At 71.1% G+C, this 19,514-nt stretch carries 13 protein-coding genes; 10 read left to right on the top strand and 3 right to left on the bottom strand.

All coding sequences use genetic code 11. The features are described 5' to 3' along the window. Positions 1–33: 33 nt before the first annotated feature. Together ACH4U8_RS41915 and ACH4U8_RS41910 are read right to left on the bottom strand one after the other, a co-directional pair. Positions 34–6,453, bottom strand: a complete 6,420-nt coding sequence (locus ACH4U8_RS41915; RefSeq protein ID WP_395783566.1) for an amino acid adenylation domain-containing protein — start codon at positions 6,451–6,453, stop codon at positions 34–36. A gap of 50 nt (positions 6,454–6,503) precedes the next feature. Then, on the bottom strand, positions 6,504–7,529 hold the full coding sequence (locus ACH4U8_RS41910) for an amidinotransferase (RefSeq protein ID WP_395783564.1): 1,026 nt from the start codon (positions 7,527–7,529) through the stop codon (positions 6,504–6,506). A 428-nt stretch (positions 7,530–7,957) separates the two neighbouring features. Between ACH4U8_RS41910 and ACH4U8_RS41905 the strand changes: the two genes are divergently transcribed. From ACH4U8_RS41905 to ACH4U8_RS41880, 6 genes are read left to right on the top strand one after another with little or no spacing between them, the layout of a single operon-like run. Then, positions 7,958–8,905, top strand: coding sequence for a class I SAM-dependent methyltransferase (locus ACH4U8_RS41905; protein ID WP_395783562.1), 948 nt, complete (start codon positions 7,958–7,960; stop codon positions 8,903–8,905). A gap of 59 nt (positions 8,906–8,964) precedes the next feature. After that, the gene (locus ACH4U8_RS41900; protein WP_395783560.1) at positions 8,965–9,444 is read left to right on the top strand and encodes a VOC family protein; all 480 of its coding nucleotides are present in this window, start codon (positions 8,965–8,967) and stop codon (positions 9,442–9,444) included. Beyond that, positions 9,441–10,406: a hypothetical protein gene (locus tag ACH4U8_RS41895; protein ID WP_395783558.1), complete on the top strand. Its 966-nt coding sequence runs from the start codon at positions 9,441–9,443 to the stop codon at positions 10,404–10,406. Before ACH4U8_RS41900 ends, ACH4U8_RS41895 begins: the two co-directional genes overlap by 4 nt. A gap of 5 nt (positions 10,407–10,411) precedes the next feature. Beyond that, positions 10,412–11,305, top strand: coding sequence for an LLM class flavin-dependent oxidoreductase (locus ACH4U8_RS41890; RefSeq protein ID WP_395783639.1), 894 nt, complete (start codon positions 10,412–10,414; stop codon positions 11,303–11,305). Next, positions 11,302–12,180: a PhzF family phenazine biosynthesis protein gene (locus ACH4U8_RS41885; protein ID WP_395783556.1), complete on the top strand. Its 879-nt coding sequence runs from the start codon at positions 11,302–11,304 to the stop codon at positions 12,178–12,180. The genes ACH4U8_RS41890 and ACH4U8_RS41885 overlap by 4 nt, the downstream gene beginning before the upstream one ends. Positions 12,181–12,203: 23 nt before the next feature. Further along, positions 12,204–14,000 (top strand): gamma-glutamyltransferase family protein, encoded by a 1,797-nt coding sequence (locus ACH4U8_RS41880; protein ID WP_395783554.1) that lies wholly within the window; start codon positions 12,204–12,206, stop codon positions 13,998–14,000. Positions 14,001–14,059: 59 nt separating this feature from the next. On the opposite strand, the gene ACH4U8_RS41875 is transcribed toward ACH4U8_RS41880, so the two are convergent. Then, positions 14,060–15,361: an MFS transporter gene (locus ACH4U8_RS41875; RefSeq protein ID WP_395783552.1), complete on the bottom strand. Its 1,302-nt coding sequence runs from the start codon at positions 15,359–15,361 to the stop codon at positions 14,060–14,062. A 56-nt stretch (positions 15,362–15,417) separates the two neighbouring features. Here ACH4U8_RS41875 and ACH4U8_RS41870 point away from each other — a divergent pair, with 56 nt between their 5' ends. From ACH4U8_RS41870 to ACH4U8_RS41855, 4 genes are all read left to right on the top strand, one after another. Continuing rightward, positions 15,418–15,798, top strand: coding sequence for a transposase (locus ACH4U8_RS41870; protein WP_395783550.1), 381 nt, complete (start codon positions 15,418–15,420; stop codon positions 15,796–15,798). Positions 15,799–16,135: 337 nt separating this feature from the next. Further along, a complete protein-coding gene (locus tag ACH4U8_RS41865; RefSeq protein WP_395783548.1) occupies positions 16,136–16,543 on the top strand; it encodes a hypothetical protein in 408 nt (135 codons plus the stop codon). Between the two features lie 92 nt (positions 16,544–16,635). Further along, positions 16,636–19,083, top strand: a complete 2,448-nt coding sequence (locus ACH4U8_RS41860) for a tetratricopeptide repeat protein (protein ID WP_395783546.1) — start codon at positions 16,636–16,638, stop codon at positions 19,081–19,083. A gap of 9 nt (positions 19,084–19,092) precedes the next feature. Continuing rightward, positions 19,093–19,287 (top strand): hypothetical protein, encoded by a 195-nt coding sequence (locus tag ACH4U8_RS41855; protein ID WP_360323761.1) that lies wholly within the window; start codon positions 19,093–19,095, stop codon positions 19,285–19,287. Positions 19,288–19,514: the final 227 nt, after the last annotated feature.

Below are 19,514 nucleotides of genomic sequence, written 5' to 3'. Positions count from 1 at the left end.
GGCGGTACCCCAGGTGGGTGCGGTCCGAGTGGATCACGAGCCGTCGCTCCGTTCTTCGGCCGCGGGCCCCGGGCGGGGCATCCGCCGCAACGCCGGCCGGCGCGAACGTTTCGTGCCCTTGACCCGGGCGGCCAGCGCCGCCGGCGTCGGCGCCTCGAACACCGCGCCCACCGCGACGTCGATGCCCAGCACGGTCCGGATCCGGCTCGTCAGTCGGGTGGCCAGGAGCGAATGACCGCCGAAGTCGAAGAAGGAGTCGTCCGGTCCGACCCGCTCCAGTCGCAGTACGTCCGCGAACAGCGCACACAGGGCCTCCTCTTCCGGTGTAGCCGGTGCCCGGGTCGAGGCGAACTGCGCGAAGTCCGGGGCGGGCAGCGCCCGGCGATGGACCTTGCCGCTCACGGTCAGCGGCAGGTCGGCCAGGATCAGCACCGCGGTGGGCACCAGGAAGTCCGGCACCGACTCGGCCACGAAGCGGCGCAGCGCGACCGGGTCCGGACGGGTGCCCGCGGCCGGCACGACGTAGGCGACCAGCCGCTTCTCTCCTGCCTGGTCCTCGCGCACGACGACCGCGACCCGGTCGACGTCCGGGTGCCGGCCGAGCACCGCTTCCACCTCTCCGGGCTCGATCCGAAACCCGCGCACCTTGACCTGCTCGTCGACGCGGCCCACATAGTCCAGCCAACCGTCGCCGGACCAGCGCACCAGGTCGCCGGTGCGGTACATGCGCTCGCCGGGGTCGTCGAAGGGGTTCGGCACGAACCGGTCGGCGGTCAGGCCGGGACGATTCCAGTACCCGCGGGCCAGGGCCGCGCCGGCGATGTACAACTCACCGGTCACCCCCGGCGGAACCGGCCGCAGGGTTCGATCCAGCACGTACATCCGGGTGTTCCAGATCGGCGTTCCCAACGGCGCGGTCGAGGACTCCCAGTGCGTCAGGTCCGCCGGCAGCGAGAAGGCGGTCACCAGATGCGTCTCGGTGGGGCCGTAGAGATTGTGCAGCCGCACCTTCGGCCGCGCGGACAGGAACTCCCGGACCCCGGGGGTCAGTCGCAGCACCTCGCCGCCCTGTCCGATGTCGCGCAGTGCCGGCAGCGCCAACCCCTGGGCCGGGGCCGCCTCGCACACCGCCTCCACCATCACGTTCGGCGCGCAGAACTGCTCCACCTCGTGCTTGTCCAGCCATCTGGTGAACGCCGCCGGGTCGCGCCGGACCTCGTCGTCGGGGACGACCAGGTGCCTGCCGGAGGTGAGGGTCTCGATGATCTCCCAGGCCGAGACGTCGAAGCTGATCGCCGCGAACTGCGCCACCGGGCCGCCGATGCCCGTCCGCTCCCGCCGGACCCACCGGGCGTGCGCCTGCACCAGGTTCACCATCGCACCCGTACCCATGGTGACGCCCTTGGGCCTGCCGGTCGAGCCGGACGTGTGGATCACATACGCCGGGTGCAGCGCCGACAACGGCCCGGTCCGTTCGTCGTCGCGCAGGTCCTCGGCCGACTCGGCGGCCGCCGCGGCGCCGGTCCGCGGCTCGTCCAGGAGCAGGCGCGGGACGCCGGGCGGCAGTTCCGCACTCGTGCGCACGGTGGTCAGCAGCAGGGCCGGCCGGACGTCGTCGAGGAGGAAGGCGATCCGCTCGGCCGGATACTGCGGATCCAGCGGCAGGTACGCCGCACCCGCCTTGAGCACCGCCCACACCGCCGCCACCAGGTCGAGCGAGCGGGGCACGGCCAGGGCGACGACGGATTCGGGCCCCACCCCGGCGGCCACCAGCAGCCTCGCCAGCCGGTTCACCCGGGCGTTGAACTCGCGGTACGTCATGCTCCCGTCGGGCGCGGTGACCGCCGTGCGCTCGGGGCCCTGCTCGACCCGGGACTCGAACAGGGCCGGCAGCGTGGTCGCGACGACCGGGTGATCCGTGTCGTTCCAGTCCCGCACCACCCGCTCGCGCTCGCCGGGCGCCCACAGTTCGAACGCGCCGATCCGGCGGGTGGGCTCGCTCACCACCTGGGCGAGCAGGCGCCGCAGCCGGTCCGCGATGGACGACGCGGTGCTCCGGTCGAACAGGTCGGTGCCGAAGAGCAGGGCGCCGCTCAGTCCAGTGGGGCCCTGCGACCCGGCGGACTCGTCGTCGAACTCCACCACCAGGTCGAACGGGGACATGCCGGTCCACACCGACTCGGGGTGCACCTCGATGCCGGGCAGCACCAGTTCGCCCGAGCGCGTGTTGCGCAGCACGAGCGCTACCTGGAACAGGGGATGCCGGGCCAGGGAACGCTCCACCGCCAGGTCGCCGACCAGCAGTTCGAAGGGGACGTCCTGGTGGGCGTAGGCGTCCAGGCAGGTTTCCCGCACCCGGGCGAGCAACTCGGTGAAGGTCGGATCTCCCGACAGGTCCGTACGCACCACGAGGGTGTTGGTGAAGAACCCCACCAGTTCCTCCAGCGCGTCGTCCAGACGTCCGGCCACCGGCGCACCGATGGGGACGTCGTCGCCGGCTCCGAGTTTGGACAGCAGCACGGCCAGCACGGCCTGGAGCACCATGAACGTGCTCGCGTCGTGTGCCCGGGCCAGGTTCACCAGCCCCAGGTGCACGTGCGCCGGGATCTCCAGCGGAACCGAGTCGCCCGCGTAGGAGGGCAGGGCGGGCCTGGGCCGGTCCGACGGGAGGCTGATCTCCTGCGGCAGCTCGGCCAGGGCCCGCCGCCAGTAGGCCAGTTGTCCGGCGTGGACACTGTCCGGATCCGCCGCCGAGCCGAGCCGGTTCCGCTGCCACAGGGTGTAGTCGGCGTACTGGACCGGGAGCGGCGCCCAGCCGGGGTCCCGTCCTGCGGCGCGCTCGGTGTATGCCCGGCCCAGATCAGCCAACAGCGGACGCAACGACCAGGCGTCGCCGGCGATGTGGTGCATCACCAGCAACAGGACGTGTTCACTGGGCGACAGGGCGACCAACCGCGCGCGCAGCGGGATCTCCGACTCCAGGTCGAACGCCCGCCGGGTGGCCCGGGCCAGGTCCTGTGCCAGGTCGGCCGGGTCGATCGGCACCACGGGCAGGTCGAGGTCGACCGAGTCGGCGGAGAGCACGTGCTGATACGGATGGCCGTCGTCGGCCGGGAACACGGTGCGCAGGACCTCGTGCCGGCCCACCAGGTCGCGCAGCGCGGCGCGCAGGGCGGCGACGTCCAAGGCACCGAGCAGACGCAGCCCCATGCCCTCGTTGTAGGTGGCGACCGGCCCCTGGAATTGTCGAAGGAACCACAGTCGGGACTGGGCGAACGACAGCGGGATCCGGTCGGGCCGCACCGCCGGGACCAGTGCGGGCCGGGCCGGGCCGGCCGTGCCGAGCCGGGCGGCCAGTGCCGCGACGGTCGGTGCCTCGTACACGGTCCGAATGCCCGTCTCCCGGCCGAGCACGGTCCGGATCCGGGTGAGCAGGCGCGTCGCCGACAGGGAGTGGCCGCCCAGCGCGAAGAAGCTGTCGTCGACGCCGACCGAGGTCAGGCCCAACACCTGGGCGAAGATCGCGCACAGTGCCTTCTCCGCGGGTGTGCCGGGCTCGCGTCCGCCGCTCGGGGCCTGGCGGGAGGGTGCGGGCAGGGCGCGCTCGTCCACCTTTCCCGCGGTGGTCAACGGCAGCGCGTCCAGCACGACGAAGGCGGCGGGCACCATGTAGTCGGGCAGGAAGCCGGCCACCTGCGCACGGATCGCGGCGATGTCCGGCCGCGCTCCCGCTGCGGGCACCAGGTAGCCGACCAGGCGCTTGTCGGTGCCGGGGTCCTCGCGCACCACGGCGAGCGCGGCGGCGACGCCGGCGCACCGGGCCAGGGCGGCCTGCACCTCGCCCGGCTCGATCCGGAAGCCGCGGATCTTGACCTGGCGGTCCGCCCGCCCGACGAAGTCCAGATCGCCGTCCGACGTCCAGCGCACCAGGTCCCCGGTACGGTACATCCGCGATCCGGGCGCACCGAAGGGGTTCGGGACGAAGCGCTCGGCGGTGAGGCCGGGGCGCCGCAGATAGCCCCGGGCCAGGCCGGGTCCGGCGATGTAGAGCTCGCCGACGGCGCCCGGGGGCAGCAGGTGCAGACCGGCGTCCAGCACGTACGCGGCGGCGTGGGCGACCGGTGGGCCGATGGGCGGCGATCGGCCGTCGGAGGGCGCGACACACAGCTTCTGCGCGGCGTCGACGGTGGTCTCGGTGGGTCCGTATCCGTTCCAGAACTCTCGTCCGTCCGCGGCCCACTGGTCCACGAGCGTTGCCGGCACGCGCTCGCCACCGGCGGACACCGTGCGCAGCGAGGGCAGTTCGTCGGGCCGCAGCAGATGCATCAGGGCCGGGGACAGATGCGCGACGGTGACCCGGTGGGCGGCCATCAGCCGTTGCAGGGCTTCGGCGTCGAGCCGTTGGTCGTCGTCGGCCAGCACGATCTGCGCCCCGGCGGCCAGGGAGACCCACAGTTCGAGCATGGAACCGTCGAAGGTGAAGGCGTACGCCGCCAGGACACGGTCCTGCTCGCCCACGCCGTACGCCTGGACGGCGTGGGCCACGTACCGGGCGATCGACCGGTGTTCGATCACCACTCCCTTGGGACGTCCGGTCGACCCCGAGGTGTAGATCACGTACGCCGGATGCGTCGGGAGGAGGTCGGGCGCGGGTGCGTCGCGTGACTCGGCGAGGGGCGTCCGGTCGGCGGCGCCGGTGACCTCGTCCACCAGCAGACACCGTGGTCCGGTCCAGCCGGGTGGAAGTTTCCGCGCCAGGTCCGCCGTCGTCACCACCAGTGCCGGTCGCGCGTCGTCGAGCATGTACGCGATGCGCTCCGGCGGGTACCCGGGATCGATCGGCACGTAGGCGCCTTCGGCGGTGAGGATGGCCAGGAAGGCCACCACGCCCGCCGGGGAGCGGGGCAGCAGTACGGCCACGAACTGCTCGGGTCCGACGTCCCGCTCGGTGAGCACGCGGGCCAGCCGCGCCGCCCGGGCCCGGAGTTCGGCATACGTCAAGGAGGTGTCCCCGTACACCAGCGCGGTCCGCTCCGGGGTGCGCAGGGCCTGCTCGGCGAGCAGTTCGGACAGGGTGCGCGGGGGGAGCGGTGCGGACGGGGGGTTCCACCGGGTCAGGAGCAGCCGCCGAACGGCGGCCGGCAGCACGTCGATTCGGCCCACCGGGGTGTGGCCCGGCGTGTCGACGACGCGGTCGAGCGCTTCGTCGAGCAGGCGCGCGCAGCCGGCGTGCGTGCGCTCGTCGAACCGGTCGGGGTCGGTGTCGACGGCCAGTTGCAGGCTGCCGTCGCGCGAGATGTCCCACAGGTTCAGGGAGATCTCCTCGAAGGGCCCGGTGGCGAGGTTGTGGGCGACGAAGGGCCGGCCGGCGAGGGTGACTCGGTAGTCGAACGGCATGACGTTCAGCGAGACCGCCCAGGGCACCTCCCCCGGGGCGAGGCCGAGGTCGTGGCGGATGTCCTCGTAGCGGTAACGCTGGTGGCGCATCGCCTCCAGGACCTGGACAAGGCTTCGGTCGACCAGGTCCGCCATGGTCGTCTCGGGATGCACCGACAGGCGGATGGGGACCACGTTGGCCACGACTCCGGGAATCGTCTGCTCGATGCCGGGGCCGCGGCCGGGTACGGCGAAGCCGATGACCACGTCCGTCTCGCCCGTGGCCCGGGCGGCGAAGAGCGCGGTGGCCGCGACCGCGAGGCCGGCCAGGTTGGTTCCGAAGGCGCGGCAGGCGGACCGGAGTCGGTCGGCCGCCGCGGGGTCCAGGTTCCTCGTCTCGCGCCGGCGCGCGCGGGCCGGTCCTTGCACCGCCCCGCCGGCCAGGGAAACCGGGCGGGGCCGGTCCGCCAGCAGGTCGAGCCAGTACCGGCGGTCCTCCTCGAACGCGGGGGAGGCGCGGTACGCCGCATCGGCGTCGACGAGGGCCTGCACGGACTCGAGGGGTTCGCCGTCGGCCGAGCCGCCCTCGAACAGGGCGGTGTAGAGCTCGGCGACGCGGGCGACCACCAGGGGAAAGCCGAATCCGTCGTTCACGATGTGGTGGCAGCCCTGGTACCAGTGGAAACGCCGATCGTGCAGCTTGAAGAGCGCGAACGTGACGAGCGGCCCGCGTTCGAGGTCGCGCGGGCGGGCCAGATCGGCACTCATCCACTCCAGCGCGGACCGGTGCGGGTCCCGGTCCGCGCTGACGTCGACGACGTGCAGGCGATGTTCGAGGTCCGGGTCGACCTCCTGGCGGAGCCCGTGCTCGTCCTCGAAGAATCTCAGCCGCAGGGTCTCCGCCTCGGACACGGTCTGCCGCAATGCCTCCTCGAACAGGCCGATGTCGAGGGAGCCGTCGATGTCGAGATACTCGCCCTCGTTGAGGATCGGGCTCTCGGGGTCGAATCGATGGGCGTACCACAGGCCCCGCTGCCCTGCCATGAGCTCGATACGTCCGGCGCTGCGGTCCGACATCTCACACTCCAGATCGAGACGACGCTTGGCGAGGTGCTCCCTGCGGTGGGTCAGCCGGGGTGGTCGAGATAGGAGTCGAGTCCGCCGCTGCGTCGCACGTCGAGGGTGGCGCAGTGGAAGGAGCCACCGAAACTGTTGAAGTTGCGGAAGCTGCACGGGATGGGGGTGAAGCCCCACTCCTTCATCGCGGAGATCATCGGCTCGTCGTCGCGTTCGACCACGACGCGGTTCTCGTCCAGCATCAGGACGTTCATGTTGATCCACTTGCTGGTCAGGTAGAGCGGGTGACTGTCGGGAATCACCGGCCGGGGGGCGCGCATCACGTCCCAGCCCTTGAAGATCGCGGGTACCTTCGACACCCGCTCGGGGTGCACGAGCAGCTTCCCGGGAGCCAGCGGGGCCAGCGTGGCGTCGATGTGCATGGGGTGCGTGTCGTCGAACTCGAGGACGTGGATCCGGTATCGATCACCGAGATGGCGGCGCAGCCAGTCGATACCGAACTCGTTCGTGACGTTGCTCTTCTGCGCGACGATGTCGCGCCCGAGCCGCAGGAAGTCGGCCGCGTCGAAGGTCGGCTCGAACTCGGTCACGATCAGCCGGGTCGGCATCCCCTCGGCCGGCTCGGTCCAGGTCAAGTCGTATTGTGCGTCGGTGAGTTCGGGCTTGGGTCCGGCGCTCCACCGGGCGCCGGTCCGGAAGTACTCCTTCAGGAGCGGCCGGTAGGCGAGGCTCTCGTAGTACCGGGAGCGCCAGGCCATCGGGCACTCGATGACGTCCTCGCCCACCACAAGGAGGCAGTCCCGCGGCATGGCCGCGTACAGACCGGTGCTGGTCCAGTCGCGCGTGGCGTAGGGCGTGCGCTGCGCGACCGGCTCGGGGCGTCGGACCGTTACCCCCTCGGCTTCGAGGATGTGCACGAACTCGTCGAGTTCCTTGCGGGCCGCGGCGATCAGCTCCGCGGGAAACGGTTGCCCGCCGCGGCGGCGGAAGGTCTCGTGCTGGTGCGCCGGAATGACCGGTTCCAGTGACGCGTGCCACGGGGGAAACGTGGCGTCGTCAACTATCCCGACAATCACTTCTTCGAGTGGATCCCACTCGGTATATGACGAGACGGAAGAATTTCCTGATAAGTGTATGTCTGCTGACGAATCGGACAACGTGAACTCCAGTCACTCTGCCGCATTCCGGTCCGACGGTCGCGCCAAGCCCTATCCAGGGAGGCCGCGAGACAGGCGGGGTGACATGAATTCAAGCCGCCGTCCCGGCGTGCCGAGTGGTCGGCGGCCCTGGTCGTCCAGGTGGGTCATGGTGAACCTGCCGTCGGTGCGGTCGCCCTGTCAACACGACGCCGATGTGACGCACGTCACTTGCGTTACCCGATCGTGATCATGGATATTAAATGTCGCCTGTCGTAAATTTTTGTTTCTCACCATTTTGCGTGAGAGGGGTGGATGTGACGCCGGGGGACAGCGAAAGAGCGATAACCCACATATACAATTCTGCGGTGGCGGCTTCGGCCATCGGTGCCGCCTGGGAACTCGGTATGTTTGACGAGTTACACACGCAGGGAATGCTCGACGTGCAGAGTTTCGCGGCCGAACGGGGACTCGACACCGTTTCCGTTCTCGGCCTCTTTCGGGCACTGTCGGCGGTCGAGATCGTCGAGCGCGAAGAGTTCAAGATATTACCGGGCGTCCACTTCTCCGAGGCATACCGAAACAAATCGTTCTTTCACTGGCTCACCAGGGGGAGTGCCGATCTGTTCCGGCGGGCGCCCGAGGTCGTGCGTACCGAGAACCGGGTGGGAAATTTCTGCCCGCGCGACAGCGCCGCCATCGCCTTCGCGTGCCGGGAGATCAGCGAGTTCTGCTACGACCCCTGGTTCTGGCAGACGGTGCAGGGCCTGGACTTCGACTTTCACGTCGTCGCCGACCTGGGCTGCGGCAGCGGCGAGCGGCTCATGCAACTCCTCGGCCGCCATCCGGGTACCCGGGCCGTGGGCATCGACATCGCCCAGCCGGCCGTACGGATGGCAACCGCCGCGGCGGCCGCGGCCGGCCTTGCCGACCGGATGACGTTCGTGCAGGCCGACGTGCTGACGATGGCCCCGGTTCCGGCGTTCGAAGAGGTCGAACTCCTGACCTGCTTCATGATGGGGCACGACTTCTGGCCCCGGCAACGGTGCATCGAAAACCTTCGGCGGCTGCGCACCCTGTTCCCGCGGGCGCGCAGATTCCTGCTGGGTGACGCCACCCGCAGCGAGGGAGTCGCCGACCGTGACCTGCCGATCTTCGCGCTGGGATTCGAGGTCGCGCACGACATGATGGGCACCTTCATTCCGACCGTGCGCGACTGGGAATCCGTTTTCGAGGAAGGCGGTTGGCGGCTCAGGAGCAAAAATTCGATCGACGTCGCCGTCGGCGAGGTCATCTTCGAACTCGAAAGGCTCTGAACCACGCAGGATGTCGGAACCGGGCCGACGCAGGCCGCCGGCCACCTGAGAGGATTCGTATGCCCGATCTCGAATCGGTGCCCGTTCTGCACCACATCGCGGTGCAGACGGACAACCTCGACAACTCGATTTCATGGTACGAGGACTTCTTCGGCGGCCGGCTGACCTGGGCGACGGACATATTCTCGGACCTGACCGTATCCCGCCTGCCCGGCGTCGTGCGGATGGCCGAACTGGCCGTCGGGGCCGCGCACTTCCATCTCTTCGAACGCGGCACTCCCACCGAGCGCCGGGCCGCGCCGGACGCACCTCGTTTCCAACACGTGTGCCTGGGCGTCGAAACGCCCGCCGAACTGCGTACCTGGCGCAGCCGTTGGTTGGAACTCTCCGGTTCGCACCGCTACGCGTTCGTCGACCCGGAGCAACCCACCGAGATCGTGACCGACGCGCAGGGCACCCAAAGTTTCTACTGTCTCGACGTGAACGGCCTGGAATTCGAGTTCACCTGCATCGGGGGAGCAGTGGGGGAGAACGCATGAGGCGCCCGTCGGCCGTCGCCGCACTCTCCCTGCCCGGCACCCACGGCTGGGACTTCGGCGACTACCCCTACGGCCTGGAACCGCTGACGATGCCGGCGCCGAACAGCGCCGCGCCCGACGGCGGCAGTCGCGACGAAGCCGACCTCGACGACGCGTGCCTGGGCTTTCTGGCCCGGGCCAAGGAGGGCTTCGGGATCACCCCACCCGTCGACGACAGCCGCCTGGGGCAACTGTTCTGGTTTCGCTGGATCATCGGCCATCACGTCTCCTTCGTGATCTGGCGCCTGCTGGCGGACGAACTGTCGCGACTGTCCTCGAACCCGAAGGACCGCGAGGCCGCCTCGGTCGCCGTGACGGAATACGTGCGGGCGTACTGCGGGATGCTGCTGTACACGGGCTCGTGCAACAGCGCCATCTACAACGCGGACATCCGACCGAGCATGCATCGGCTGCACAGCACCTTCAGCGGTACCTGGGCGCCGGACTACCCGCCGGTACGAAGCCTGTTCCGAGGCCGGAAACTGCCACCCGTGGTCGACTCCGAGCGGGAACGGCTGGTCCGACAGGTCGAGTTGAGCCACCGCATCCACCTGGGGGTCGCGGCCAAGCTGGTGGAAGGCGGCAGGTCGCTGCTCCAGCAGTCCGTCGCGCAACGCGACGCCAACCAGCCCCGCATGTGGGAGGGGATCTTCGACTGCTACTTCCTGACCCTGCGGGCGCCGACCACGCGGCAGGAGATCCTGGCGCAATTGTTGCGGCGCAACAAGGCCATCGTGATGGACCTCGCCACGAACGGCCTGTACCCGGGGTCGCCCGAGAGCCGAGACGAGACACTGGCGGAGATGCGACATCCCGACATCGTGGAGTGCGAGGAGGATCTGACCCCCTCGCTCTTTCGCGTCGCCGGTCTGGCCGCCGGCTTCTCCGCGGCCCGGGTGGCCAAGGAGATGACCGCCTCGTGAGCACCATGCGGCACGGGGTGATCCTGCTGCCCGAGCAGCGCTGGTTACACGCGCGGCGACTGTGGACGCACGCCGAGGAACTCGGCTTCGACCACGCGTGGACCTACGACCACCTGATGTGGCGATGGTTCCGCGAAAAGCCCTGGTTCGGCGCCGTCCCCACGCTGGCGGCCGCGGCCGAGGCCACCTCCCGGATCGGACTCGGGACGATGGTCGCCAGCGCGTCCTACCGGCACCCGGTGACCTTCGCCAAGGAATTGATGACCCTCGACGACATCTCGGACGGCCGGCTGATCTGCGGACTCGGCGCCGGCGCCGGAGGCCACGACGACCGGGTGCTGGGCCACACACCCCCGTCCCCGGCCGAACGCCACGACCGTTTCGCGGAGTTCGTCGAAATGACCGACCTGCTGCTGCGCCGACGGGTGACCGACCACCGGGGTGCCTGGTTCGAAGCCCACGGCGCCTTCATGGTGCCGGGCTGCGTCCAGCGCCCGCGCCTGCCCCTTGCCATCGCCGCGACCGGCCCCCGAGGCATCCGGCTGGCGGCTCGCCACGCCGACATCTGGGTGACGGCCGGCGACCCCGGCTGGGGTGAACCAAGCGGCTACGCATCGGCGATCGCGAACCTTCGCGCACAGGCGCAAGTCCTCGACGCGGCGTGCGCGGACATCGGCCGCGACCCCTCGACGGTGCGCCGCCTGGTCGTCACCGGCGCGATGATCACCGGCGTGATCGATTCGGTGGACGCCTACGAGGACGCCTGCGGGCTGTTCGCGGACATCGGCTTCACCGACCTGGTCGTCCATTGGCCCCGAGCCGACTTCCCCTACCAGGGCAGCCCCGAGGTCGTGGAGCGGATCGCCGGCAAGCTCTTCACGTCGACGGACACACGATGATCGGCTACGAGCTCGTCAACATGTTCACCGACCGTCCCTTCACGGGCAGCGCCCTGGCCGTGGTCCCCGACGCGACGGGACTCTCGTCCGCCGTGATGCAGTGCGTCGCGGCGGAACTCGGCGCCGCGGAAACCGCCTTCGTCCTCCCCGCGACCTCGCCCCACGCGTCGTACCGGGTACGCGTCTTCGGTCCGGACGCCGAATCACCGCACGGCGCGCATTCCGGCGTGGGGACCGCCGCCACGCTGGCTCGGTTGGGCCGCGTTCCCACCGGCCGGCTGGTGCAGGAATGTGGCACCGGACGCCAAGTGCTCGCGGCGCGGGCCGACCGCGCCACCCTGCACGCGACGGGGCCGGTGCGCGGCGAGCCGCTGGATCGGCAACCACTGCTCGACGCGGTGGGGCTGACCGAGGCCGACCTCGCCGATGCGGACGGCGACGGCGGGCCGCGACTGGCGGGCTTCGGCGGGGGCTTCGCGGTGCTCCCGGTCCGCGCCGGCGCGATCGCCCGGGCCCGACCCGACTACGCGCACATGCGCGACGTCGCGCTGCCGGCTCTGTGCCTGTTCACCTGGGACCCGGCCGATCGCCTCGCCCGGGCCCGGCTGTTCGCCCCCGGCTTCGGCATCCCCGAGGACCCCGCGTGCGGACCGGTGGCCATGGCCCTGGGCGGGTGGCTGATCGTCGCCGGGCGACTGCCCGCCACGAACGGCGAGCACGGATACACGGTCCGCCAGGGAGCCGAGGCGGGCCGCCCCGCACTGCTCGAGTGCACGGTGACGGTCGAGAACGGCCTCGTGGTGCGAGGCAGCGTGACCGGCCGGGTGACACCGGTCGCCTGCGGACACCTCGCGGGCCCCGTCGAATCCCCTTGACCGACCCCTCGGAAGGACGTCTCGTGCTGCATCGTCCGGAACTGCACGGCACCGCGTGCGCGGTCTCCTCCACGCACTGGCTCGCTTCGGCGGCGGGCATGGCGATGTTCGACCGCGGCGGGAACGCGTTCGACGCCGCCACCGCCGCGGCCCTGGTCATCCAGGTGGTGGAGCCGCATCTCAACGGCCCCGGCGGAGACGTCCCGATCATGGTCTACGACGCGGCGACCGGGTCCACCCGGATCGTCTGCGGACAGGGTCCGATGCCGCGGCAGGCGACGCCCGAGGCGTTTCGCCGGCGCGGGCTGGCGGTGATACCCGGCTCCGGACTGCTGGCGGCCACCGTGCCCGGGGCCTTCGGCGCCTGGATGCGCCTGCTGCGCGACTTCGGCCGGCTGACGGTACAGGACGTGCTGGAGCCCGCGATCGGCTACGCCGAGGACGGCTATCCGCTGCTGCCCAAAACCGCCGCGATGATCGAGGTGATGGCGTCGCTCTTCCGCGACGAGTGGACCGAGTCCGGCCGTACCTATCTGCACCACGGTGCGGCTCCCGCGCCCGGCGCCCGGATGCGCAATCCGGCGCTGGCCCGGACGTATCGCCGCATCCTCGCCGAGGCCACGGCGGGCGGACGAACGCGCGAGGCACAGGCGGACGCCGCGATCTCGGCCTTCTACGAGGGATTCGTCGCCGAGGCCGTCGACCGGTTCATGGCGACCGAGGAGCCGATCGACTCCACCGGCCGGCACAACGGCGGCTTGCTCACCGGTGACGACCTGGCCGGCTGGCGGGTACCCGTCGAGGCCACCGTGGCCCTCGACTACCGCGGTCACAGCGTGCACAAGGCGGGTCCCTGGTCCCAAGGCCCGGTCTTCCTCCAGCAACTGGCCCTGCTGGAGGGCTTCGACATCAACGCGATGGGCTTCGGGAGCGCGGACCACGTGCACACCGTGATCGAGTCCGCCAAGTTGGCCTTCGCGGACCGGGAGGCGTGGTACGGCGACCCGGAGCACGCCGACGTGCCGCTGGCCGGCCTCCTCGACCCCGTCTACGCGGCGGCCCGCCGGACCCTGATCGGATCCGAGGCGTCCGATGTCCTGCGCCCCGGCTCCCCCGACGGTCGGAAACCGTGGATTCCCCCGGTACTGGACGTGTCCGCCTCCTCCGGCGACCCGGACTGGCTGCGGCAGTTGGCCGACGGCATCCCGACCGTCCTGCAGCGGACGGCGGCGAAGGGCGACACGTGCTGCGTGAGTGCGACCGATCGCGACGGCAACATGGTGGTCGCCACCCCCAGTGGCGGGTGGCTCAAGAGCTCCCCGGTGGTCCCCGGTCTCGGATTTCCGCTGGGCACCCGAGGCCAGATGGCCTGGTTGGACGAGGGGCACAACAACTCCGTCGCTCCCGGCAAACGGCCCCGTACGACGCTCAGTCCGACCTTGGCGCTCCGGGACGGCGCGCCCTACCTGGCCTTCGGTACGCCCGGGGGCGACCAACAGGACCAGTGGACCCTGAACTTCTTCGTCAACCACGTCGACTTCGGCATGAGCCCCCAGCAGGCGGTGGAAGCGGCGACCTTCCACACCGATCACGTACCGAGCTCGTTCACGCCCCGTCGGGCGCGGCCGCTGGCTGCGGTCGTGGAGCAGGACGGGTTCGATCCGGCCGTCCTGACCGAGCTTCGCCGGCGCGGCCACGAGGTGCAGGCGGTCGCGCCGATGACCCTGGGCAAGGTGTGTGCCACGGGCCCGGACTCGCACGGCGGCGTGCTGGCGGCGGCGAGTCCGCGTGGGCAACAGGCGTACGCGGTCGTTCGGTGACCGCGGACGGGACGGGCGCGGTGGGAGTCGCGCCCGGCCTTGCGGAAAGCGGTGCCCGGTCACCGGGGGAGCGTCGGATCGTCGACCGGATCCGGATCCGGATCGGCTGCGCCGTCGAGTCCGGCGGGTCGGCTTCGAACCGCCTCGAGACTCGCCAACCTGGGGACCACGACGAGGGACGCGAGCAGGACGACACCGCCGAGAATGGCGGGGGTGCGCACGGAGAACGCGGAACCGAGCCAGCCGCTGAGCCCGGCGCCGACCAAGATCCCCAGACGGCTCAGCAACAGGTAGCAGCTGTTGACCCGACCGAGAAGCCGACGCGGTACGACCCGTTGCCTGAGGGAGACCACCTGCACGTTCCAGGTCACCACACCGAAACTGGCCAAGGCGTACAGGACGGCCGCCAAGGCCACGGAGGAGCCGACCCCCAGACCCAGCAGTGAGGCTCCCATCAGGAAGAAGGACAGACCGATTCTGGCCGTCAGGCCGAGGCGGTTGCGCAGCCGGCCCGAGGTGACGCCGGCCAACGCTCCGCCGACGGCACCCGAGGCCAACACCATGCCGTACGCCACGGGCGACGCCCCCAGGGTCTTCGTCAACAGCAGCACCAGCATGGTGACCGCCAGATAGAAGGCCATCGACGCCACCGCGGCCACGATGGCCAGCAGCCGGATCCCGCGGTGCGTCCAGGTCCAGCGAACGCCCTCGCGGATGTCCGCCGCCACCGGGCGACGAGGTGACGGCGTGCTCGCGCTCGACCGACCCAACGCGGCCACCAGCGCGGCGGCCAGGACGAAGGAGACGCCGTCCACGGCGAACGGGTACCCCGCGCCGACGACGAACAGGGCGGAGCCCAGCAGCGGGCCGACGAAGTGTCCGCCGACGATGAGACCGCCCTCCAGACGACCGTTGGCGGCCTCGAGTTGCTCGGGCCGCACCACATCCGGCAGGGCGGACGTGGACGCGTTGACGAAGACCGTCTCGCCGCATCCGAGCACGAAGGCCAGCAGGGCCGGCACCACCAACGGCGGGCTCGCGACCAGCACCCACGCGGCGAAGCCCAGGACCACCACGGCCCGCACCAGGTCGACCTGCCACATCAGGCGCCGCCGGTCGAATCGGTCGGCCAGGACACCCCCCACCAAGGACATCACCAGCCAGGGCAGCGTTCCGGCCACCGTCACCAACGCCACGGCGCTCGGTGACGACGACACCGCGGCGGCCAACAAGGGCAGGGCCGCGTCCCGCATGCCGTCACCCACGGCGGAGACCGATGAGGCCGACCACAGCAGCGTGAACTTCCTGCCCAGCCTCGACGCCGGAAGCCCCTGCGATGCCGCCGATTTCGCCGTAGTCACCGCCCCAGTCTGGCAGCCGGCCGGCCCCGATGAACGGGAGACGAGAGGGATGGCGTGTGCCCTGTCCGCCCGCACCGGGGCCGCTGGAGGTCTATGCCGCGCGGTTCGACGACCTGTTCTCGACGTTGGCACAGCGACGTGGGTTCCGCGAGTACCTGGCCGGGCTGTTGCTGCCGAGAGACCGCAACAAGACGCTGACCTGCCTGGCAGGTACGGAACCCGTGGCCGGTGCACGGCATCTCGCGGTGCAGCGGCTCCGGTTCTTCCCGTCGGAGTCGACCTGGGACCACGAGCGGATCAACGCCCGCCGCGTGGAGCTTTTGCTCGCGGATCCGGCGACCGCACCGCACGCGGGCGGGGTGTTGGTGATCGACGATTCCGGCGACCGCAAGGACGGCTCGGCGACCGCGCACGTCGGCAAGCAGTACCTGGGATAGGTCGGGAAGATCGACTGCGGCCGTCGTCACGGTGATCACGTGTTGGGCGGACGAGCGCCTCTACTACCCGCTGCACGCGGTTCCCTACTGAGGTTGCCCCTGGATCATGGACACCGGTTTTCATGCCGCGAGTGTCACGGTATCGGTCTTGTGTGTTTCTTGTGCCTCGAAGGCGTTGGGGCTGAGGTGGCCGAGGCCGCGTACGGGCCCTCATCCCGATCTCGTCGGCGCACGCACGGCGGCCTGGTGGCCAGGTCGGCACGGTCGCCTTCGTGGGTGTTCGCCGATTCGATCGGTTCCGGGGGCGTGATCGCGGTGTGGGGTGGACGATGGTCGGATGACGGGGTGGGCGAAGGCGTGGTGGGCTCCGGTCGGCGTCGGCGCCGGCGCCGGTGTCGGTGTCGGGGTGGCGGTCGGGTTGGTGGTGTGGGTGTCTGCGGCGGACCTGGAGCGGTTGGATCAGGTCGCCGGGGTGGTCGGTGCGGTGGTCGGGCTCGCCGCTCTGGGCGTCGCGCTGTGGCAGCTGCGGACGGCGAACCCGCCCCCCGCCCCGGAAGGTGTGCGCGCAGAGGGTGGGTCGGTCGCGGCCCGCGGGAACGTCGGGAACACCCGGGCCCACGACACCGCGCCAAACACGTCCGCCGCCCCGGGCGCTGCGGCGGGCGCTTCGGGGATTCACGCGAGGGGCGGGTCGATCGCGGCCGGCGGCGACGTCGACGGCTCGAGCGCGCACTGCGGCCCGTGAACGATCGACACCCCTGGTGGCGACGCGCTCCGAAACCGTCCACCCCGAAGGCGTCCGCCCCGGCTTCGTCCCCGCCCGCACCGGGCCGGGAGGTGTCCGCCGGGCAGGGGTCGATCGCGGCCGGGCGGGACGTGGTGGGCTCGGTGGCGGTGTTCGCCGAGCGCGCGCTGCCCCCGCAGGCGTACGCCCCGATCCCGGCCGACGCGCCCGGCCCGGGCGTCGGCAACATCCCCCGTACAGGACTGTTCGTCGGCCGCGACCACGAACTGGCCGCGCTGGACGAGGCGTTCGCCGCTCCCGGCGAGGTGGTGGTGCACGCGATCCACGGCCTGGGCGGCGTCGGCAAGTCGGCGCTGGCGGCCCGCTGGGCCGCGCGACGCCCGGAACGCGTGCGATGGTGGATCGTCGCCGACACCACCAGCTCCGCCGACGGGGCCGCCGCCGTCGATGCGGGCCTGGCCGCCCTGGCCCGCACCCTGCACCCCGGACTCGCGGAACTACCCACCCCCGCACAGGTCGCGCGGGCAACCCGATGGCTCGCCGAGCACGACGGATGGCTGCTGGTCCTGGACAACGTCGAGGACCCCGCCCACGTCCGCCCCCTGCTCGACCGGATCCCCGGAGGACGGGTACTGATCACCACCCGCCGCGCCACCGACTGGCACCGCGACGCCACCACCCTGCGCCTGGACACCCTGCAACCGTCCGAGTCGCTGGACCTGTTCACCCGGATCCTCACCCACGACACACCCCGAGACACCCGGGGCGCGGAAGCGGTGTGCGCGGAACTGGGGCATCTCGCACTGGCGGTGGAACAGGCCGCCGCGTTCTGCGCGCGGACCGGCACCACACCCACCGCCTACCCGGACATGCTCGCCCGCTGGCCGGGAACGGTACTGGCCACCGCCGAGCGAGGCACGCCGGAACGCGCGGTGGCCCGGGTATGGCGCCTGACCCTGGACCACCTCGCCGACACCCCCCTGGCCGGGGACATCCTGCGGATCCTGGCCTGGTACGCCCCCGACGCCATCCCCCGCGACCTCCTCGACCCCCTGGCCACACCACCCGAAGTGGCCACCGCGATCGGCGAACTCGTCGCGTACAGCATGCTCACCGACAACCGGGACACCACCCTGTCCGTCCACCGCCTCGTCCAACACCTCGCCCGCACCCCGGACCCGGCCGACCCCCACCGCCTGCCCGAACACATCGACCACGCCCGCGACCGCGCCACCACCCTCCTCGCCGCCGCCTTCCCCACCGACGTACGACACCCCGACACCTGGGCCCGATGCCACACCCTGCTCCCCCACGCCGACGCCCTCACCGGCCACCACACACCCGACCACGACACCCCCCACACCGCCCATGTCCTCACCCGCGCCGCCGCCTACCGCTGGGAACACGGCGCACTCGCCCTCGCCGTCCCCGCCCTCGAACGCGCCCACACCACCCATGAGGGGATACTCGGCGACGACCACCCCGACACCCTGACCGTCCGCAACAACCTCGCGGGCGCGTACGAGTCGGCGGGTGATCTGGCGCGGGCGGTCCCGTTGTACGAACGCACCCTGGCCGATTGCGAGCGGGTGCTGGGCGGCGACCACCCCGACACCCTGACCGCCCGCAGCAACCTTGCGTACGTGTACGAGTCGGCGGGTGATCTGGGGCGGGCGATCGAGCTGTACGAACGCGCGCTGGCCGACCGCGAGCGGGTGCTGGGCGGCGACCACCCCGACACCCTGGGCTCCCGCAGCAACCTTGCGTACGTGTACGTGTCGGCGGGTGATCTGGCGCGGGCGGTCCCGATGTTCGAACGCGCGCTGGCCGATTGCGAGCGGGTGCTGGGCGGCGCCCACCCCGACACCCTGACTGTCCGCAACAACCTCGCGGGCGCGTACGAGTCGGCGGGTGATCTGGCGCGGGCGATCGAGCTGTACGAACGCGCGCTGGCCGACCGCAAACGGGTGCTGGGCGACGACCACCCCGACACCCTGACCGCCCGCAGCAACCTTGCGTACGTGTACGAGTCGGCGGGTGATCTGGTGCGGGCGGTCCCGATGTTCGAACGCGCGCTGGCCGATTGCGAGCGGGTGCTGGGCGGCGACCACCCCGACACCCTGACCGTCCGCAACAACCTCGCGGGCGTGTACGTGTCGGCGGGTGATCTGGTGCGGGCGGTCCCGTTGTTCGAACGCGCGCTGGCCGATTGCGAGCGGGTGCTGGGCGGCGCCCACCCCGACACCCTGACTGTCCGCAGCAACCTTGCGTACGTGTACGAGTCGGCGGGTGATCTGGCGCGGGCGATCGAGCTGTACGAACGCGCGCTGGCCGACCGCAAACGGGTGCTGGGCGGCGACCACCCCGACACCCTGACCGCCCGCAGCAACCTTGCGTACGTGTACGAGTCGGCGGGTGATCTGGCGCGGGCGGTCCCGATGTTCGAACGCGCCCTGGCCGACTGCGAACGGGTGTTGAGCCCGGGGCACCCGCTTACTGCGAGGGTACGGACGCATCTGGAACGGGTGCGGTCCGCGTAGCCGGCGTGGGTGGGTGCGCGGCAAGGTGGGGTGGTCGCCGAGGCGGGACGACGCAGTCCGGAGGCGGAGGAGGCCCGCAAGGCGGAGAACGAGCGGATTTACGCCCTGCGGAGCGAGCGTGCTGCGAAGGCGAGGACGGAGCCGGCCACCGACGCGCAGGTGAAGTACCTGACCACGCTTGCGGAGAAGGTGGGCAAGGAATAATTCGACGCGGAGTTCGCCAAGGTGATCAAGGGCAGCGACATCGCCCCACGCGCTCCCCGGCAGCGTTGCGCGACGGTCGCGAAACGGCTTGACCCCACCCGCACACCCGGCACAGACCACAGACCCGGCCCGTGGCCCGAAACGGCCGCCCGCTTCGCCCCGACGACCGGCGGCGGCTTCGCCGCGCAGGCCGCCGACGTCGCGCGGTGCCTGGACCACGTCACCGG

The organism is Embleya sp. NPDC020886 (genome assembly GCF_044333915.1).
In the GTDB taxonomy this organism is placed as follows: domain Bacteria; phylum Actinomycetota; class Actinomycetes; order Streptomycetales; family Streptomycetaceae; genus Embleya.
This window is presented reverse-complemented; position numbering and strand designations above follow the sequence as displayed.

Bases quoted from the DNA above. Each gene is read 5' to 3' on its own strand.
- ACH4U8_RS41915 (WP_395783566.1), bottom strand. From the start codon at position 6,453: ATGTCGGACCGCAGCGCCGGACGTATCGAGCTCATGGCAGGGCAGCGG.
- ACH4U8_RS41885 (WP_395783556.1), top strand. From the start codon at position 11,302: ATGATCGGCTACGAGCTCGTCAACATGTTCACCGACCGTCCCTTCACG.
- ACH4U8_RS41865 (WP_395783548.1), top strand. From the start codon at position 16,136: ATGACGGGGTGGGCGAAGGCGTGGTGGGCTCCGGTCGGCGTCGGCGCC.
- ACH4U8_RS41900 (WP_395783560.1), top strand. From the start codon at position 8,965: ATGCCCGATCTCGAATCGGTGCCCGTTCTGCACCACATCGCGGTGCAG.
- ACH4U8_RS41895 (WP_395783558.1), top strand. From the start codon at position 9,441: ATGAGGCGCCCGTCGGCCGTCGCCGCACTCTCCCTGCCCGGCACCCAC.
- ACH4U8_RS41890 (WP_395783639.1), top strand. From the start codon at position 10,412: ATGCGGCACGGGGTGATCCTGCTGCCCGAGCAGCGCTGGTTACACGCG.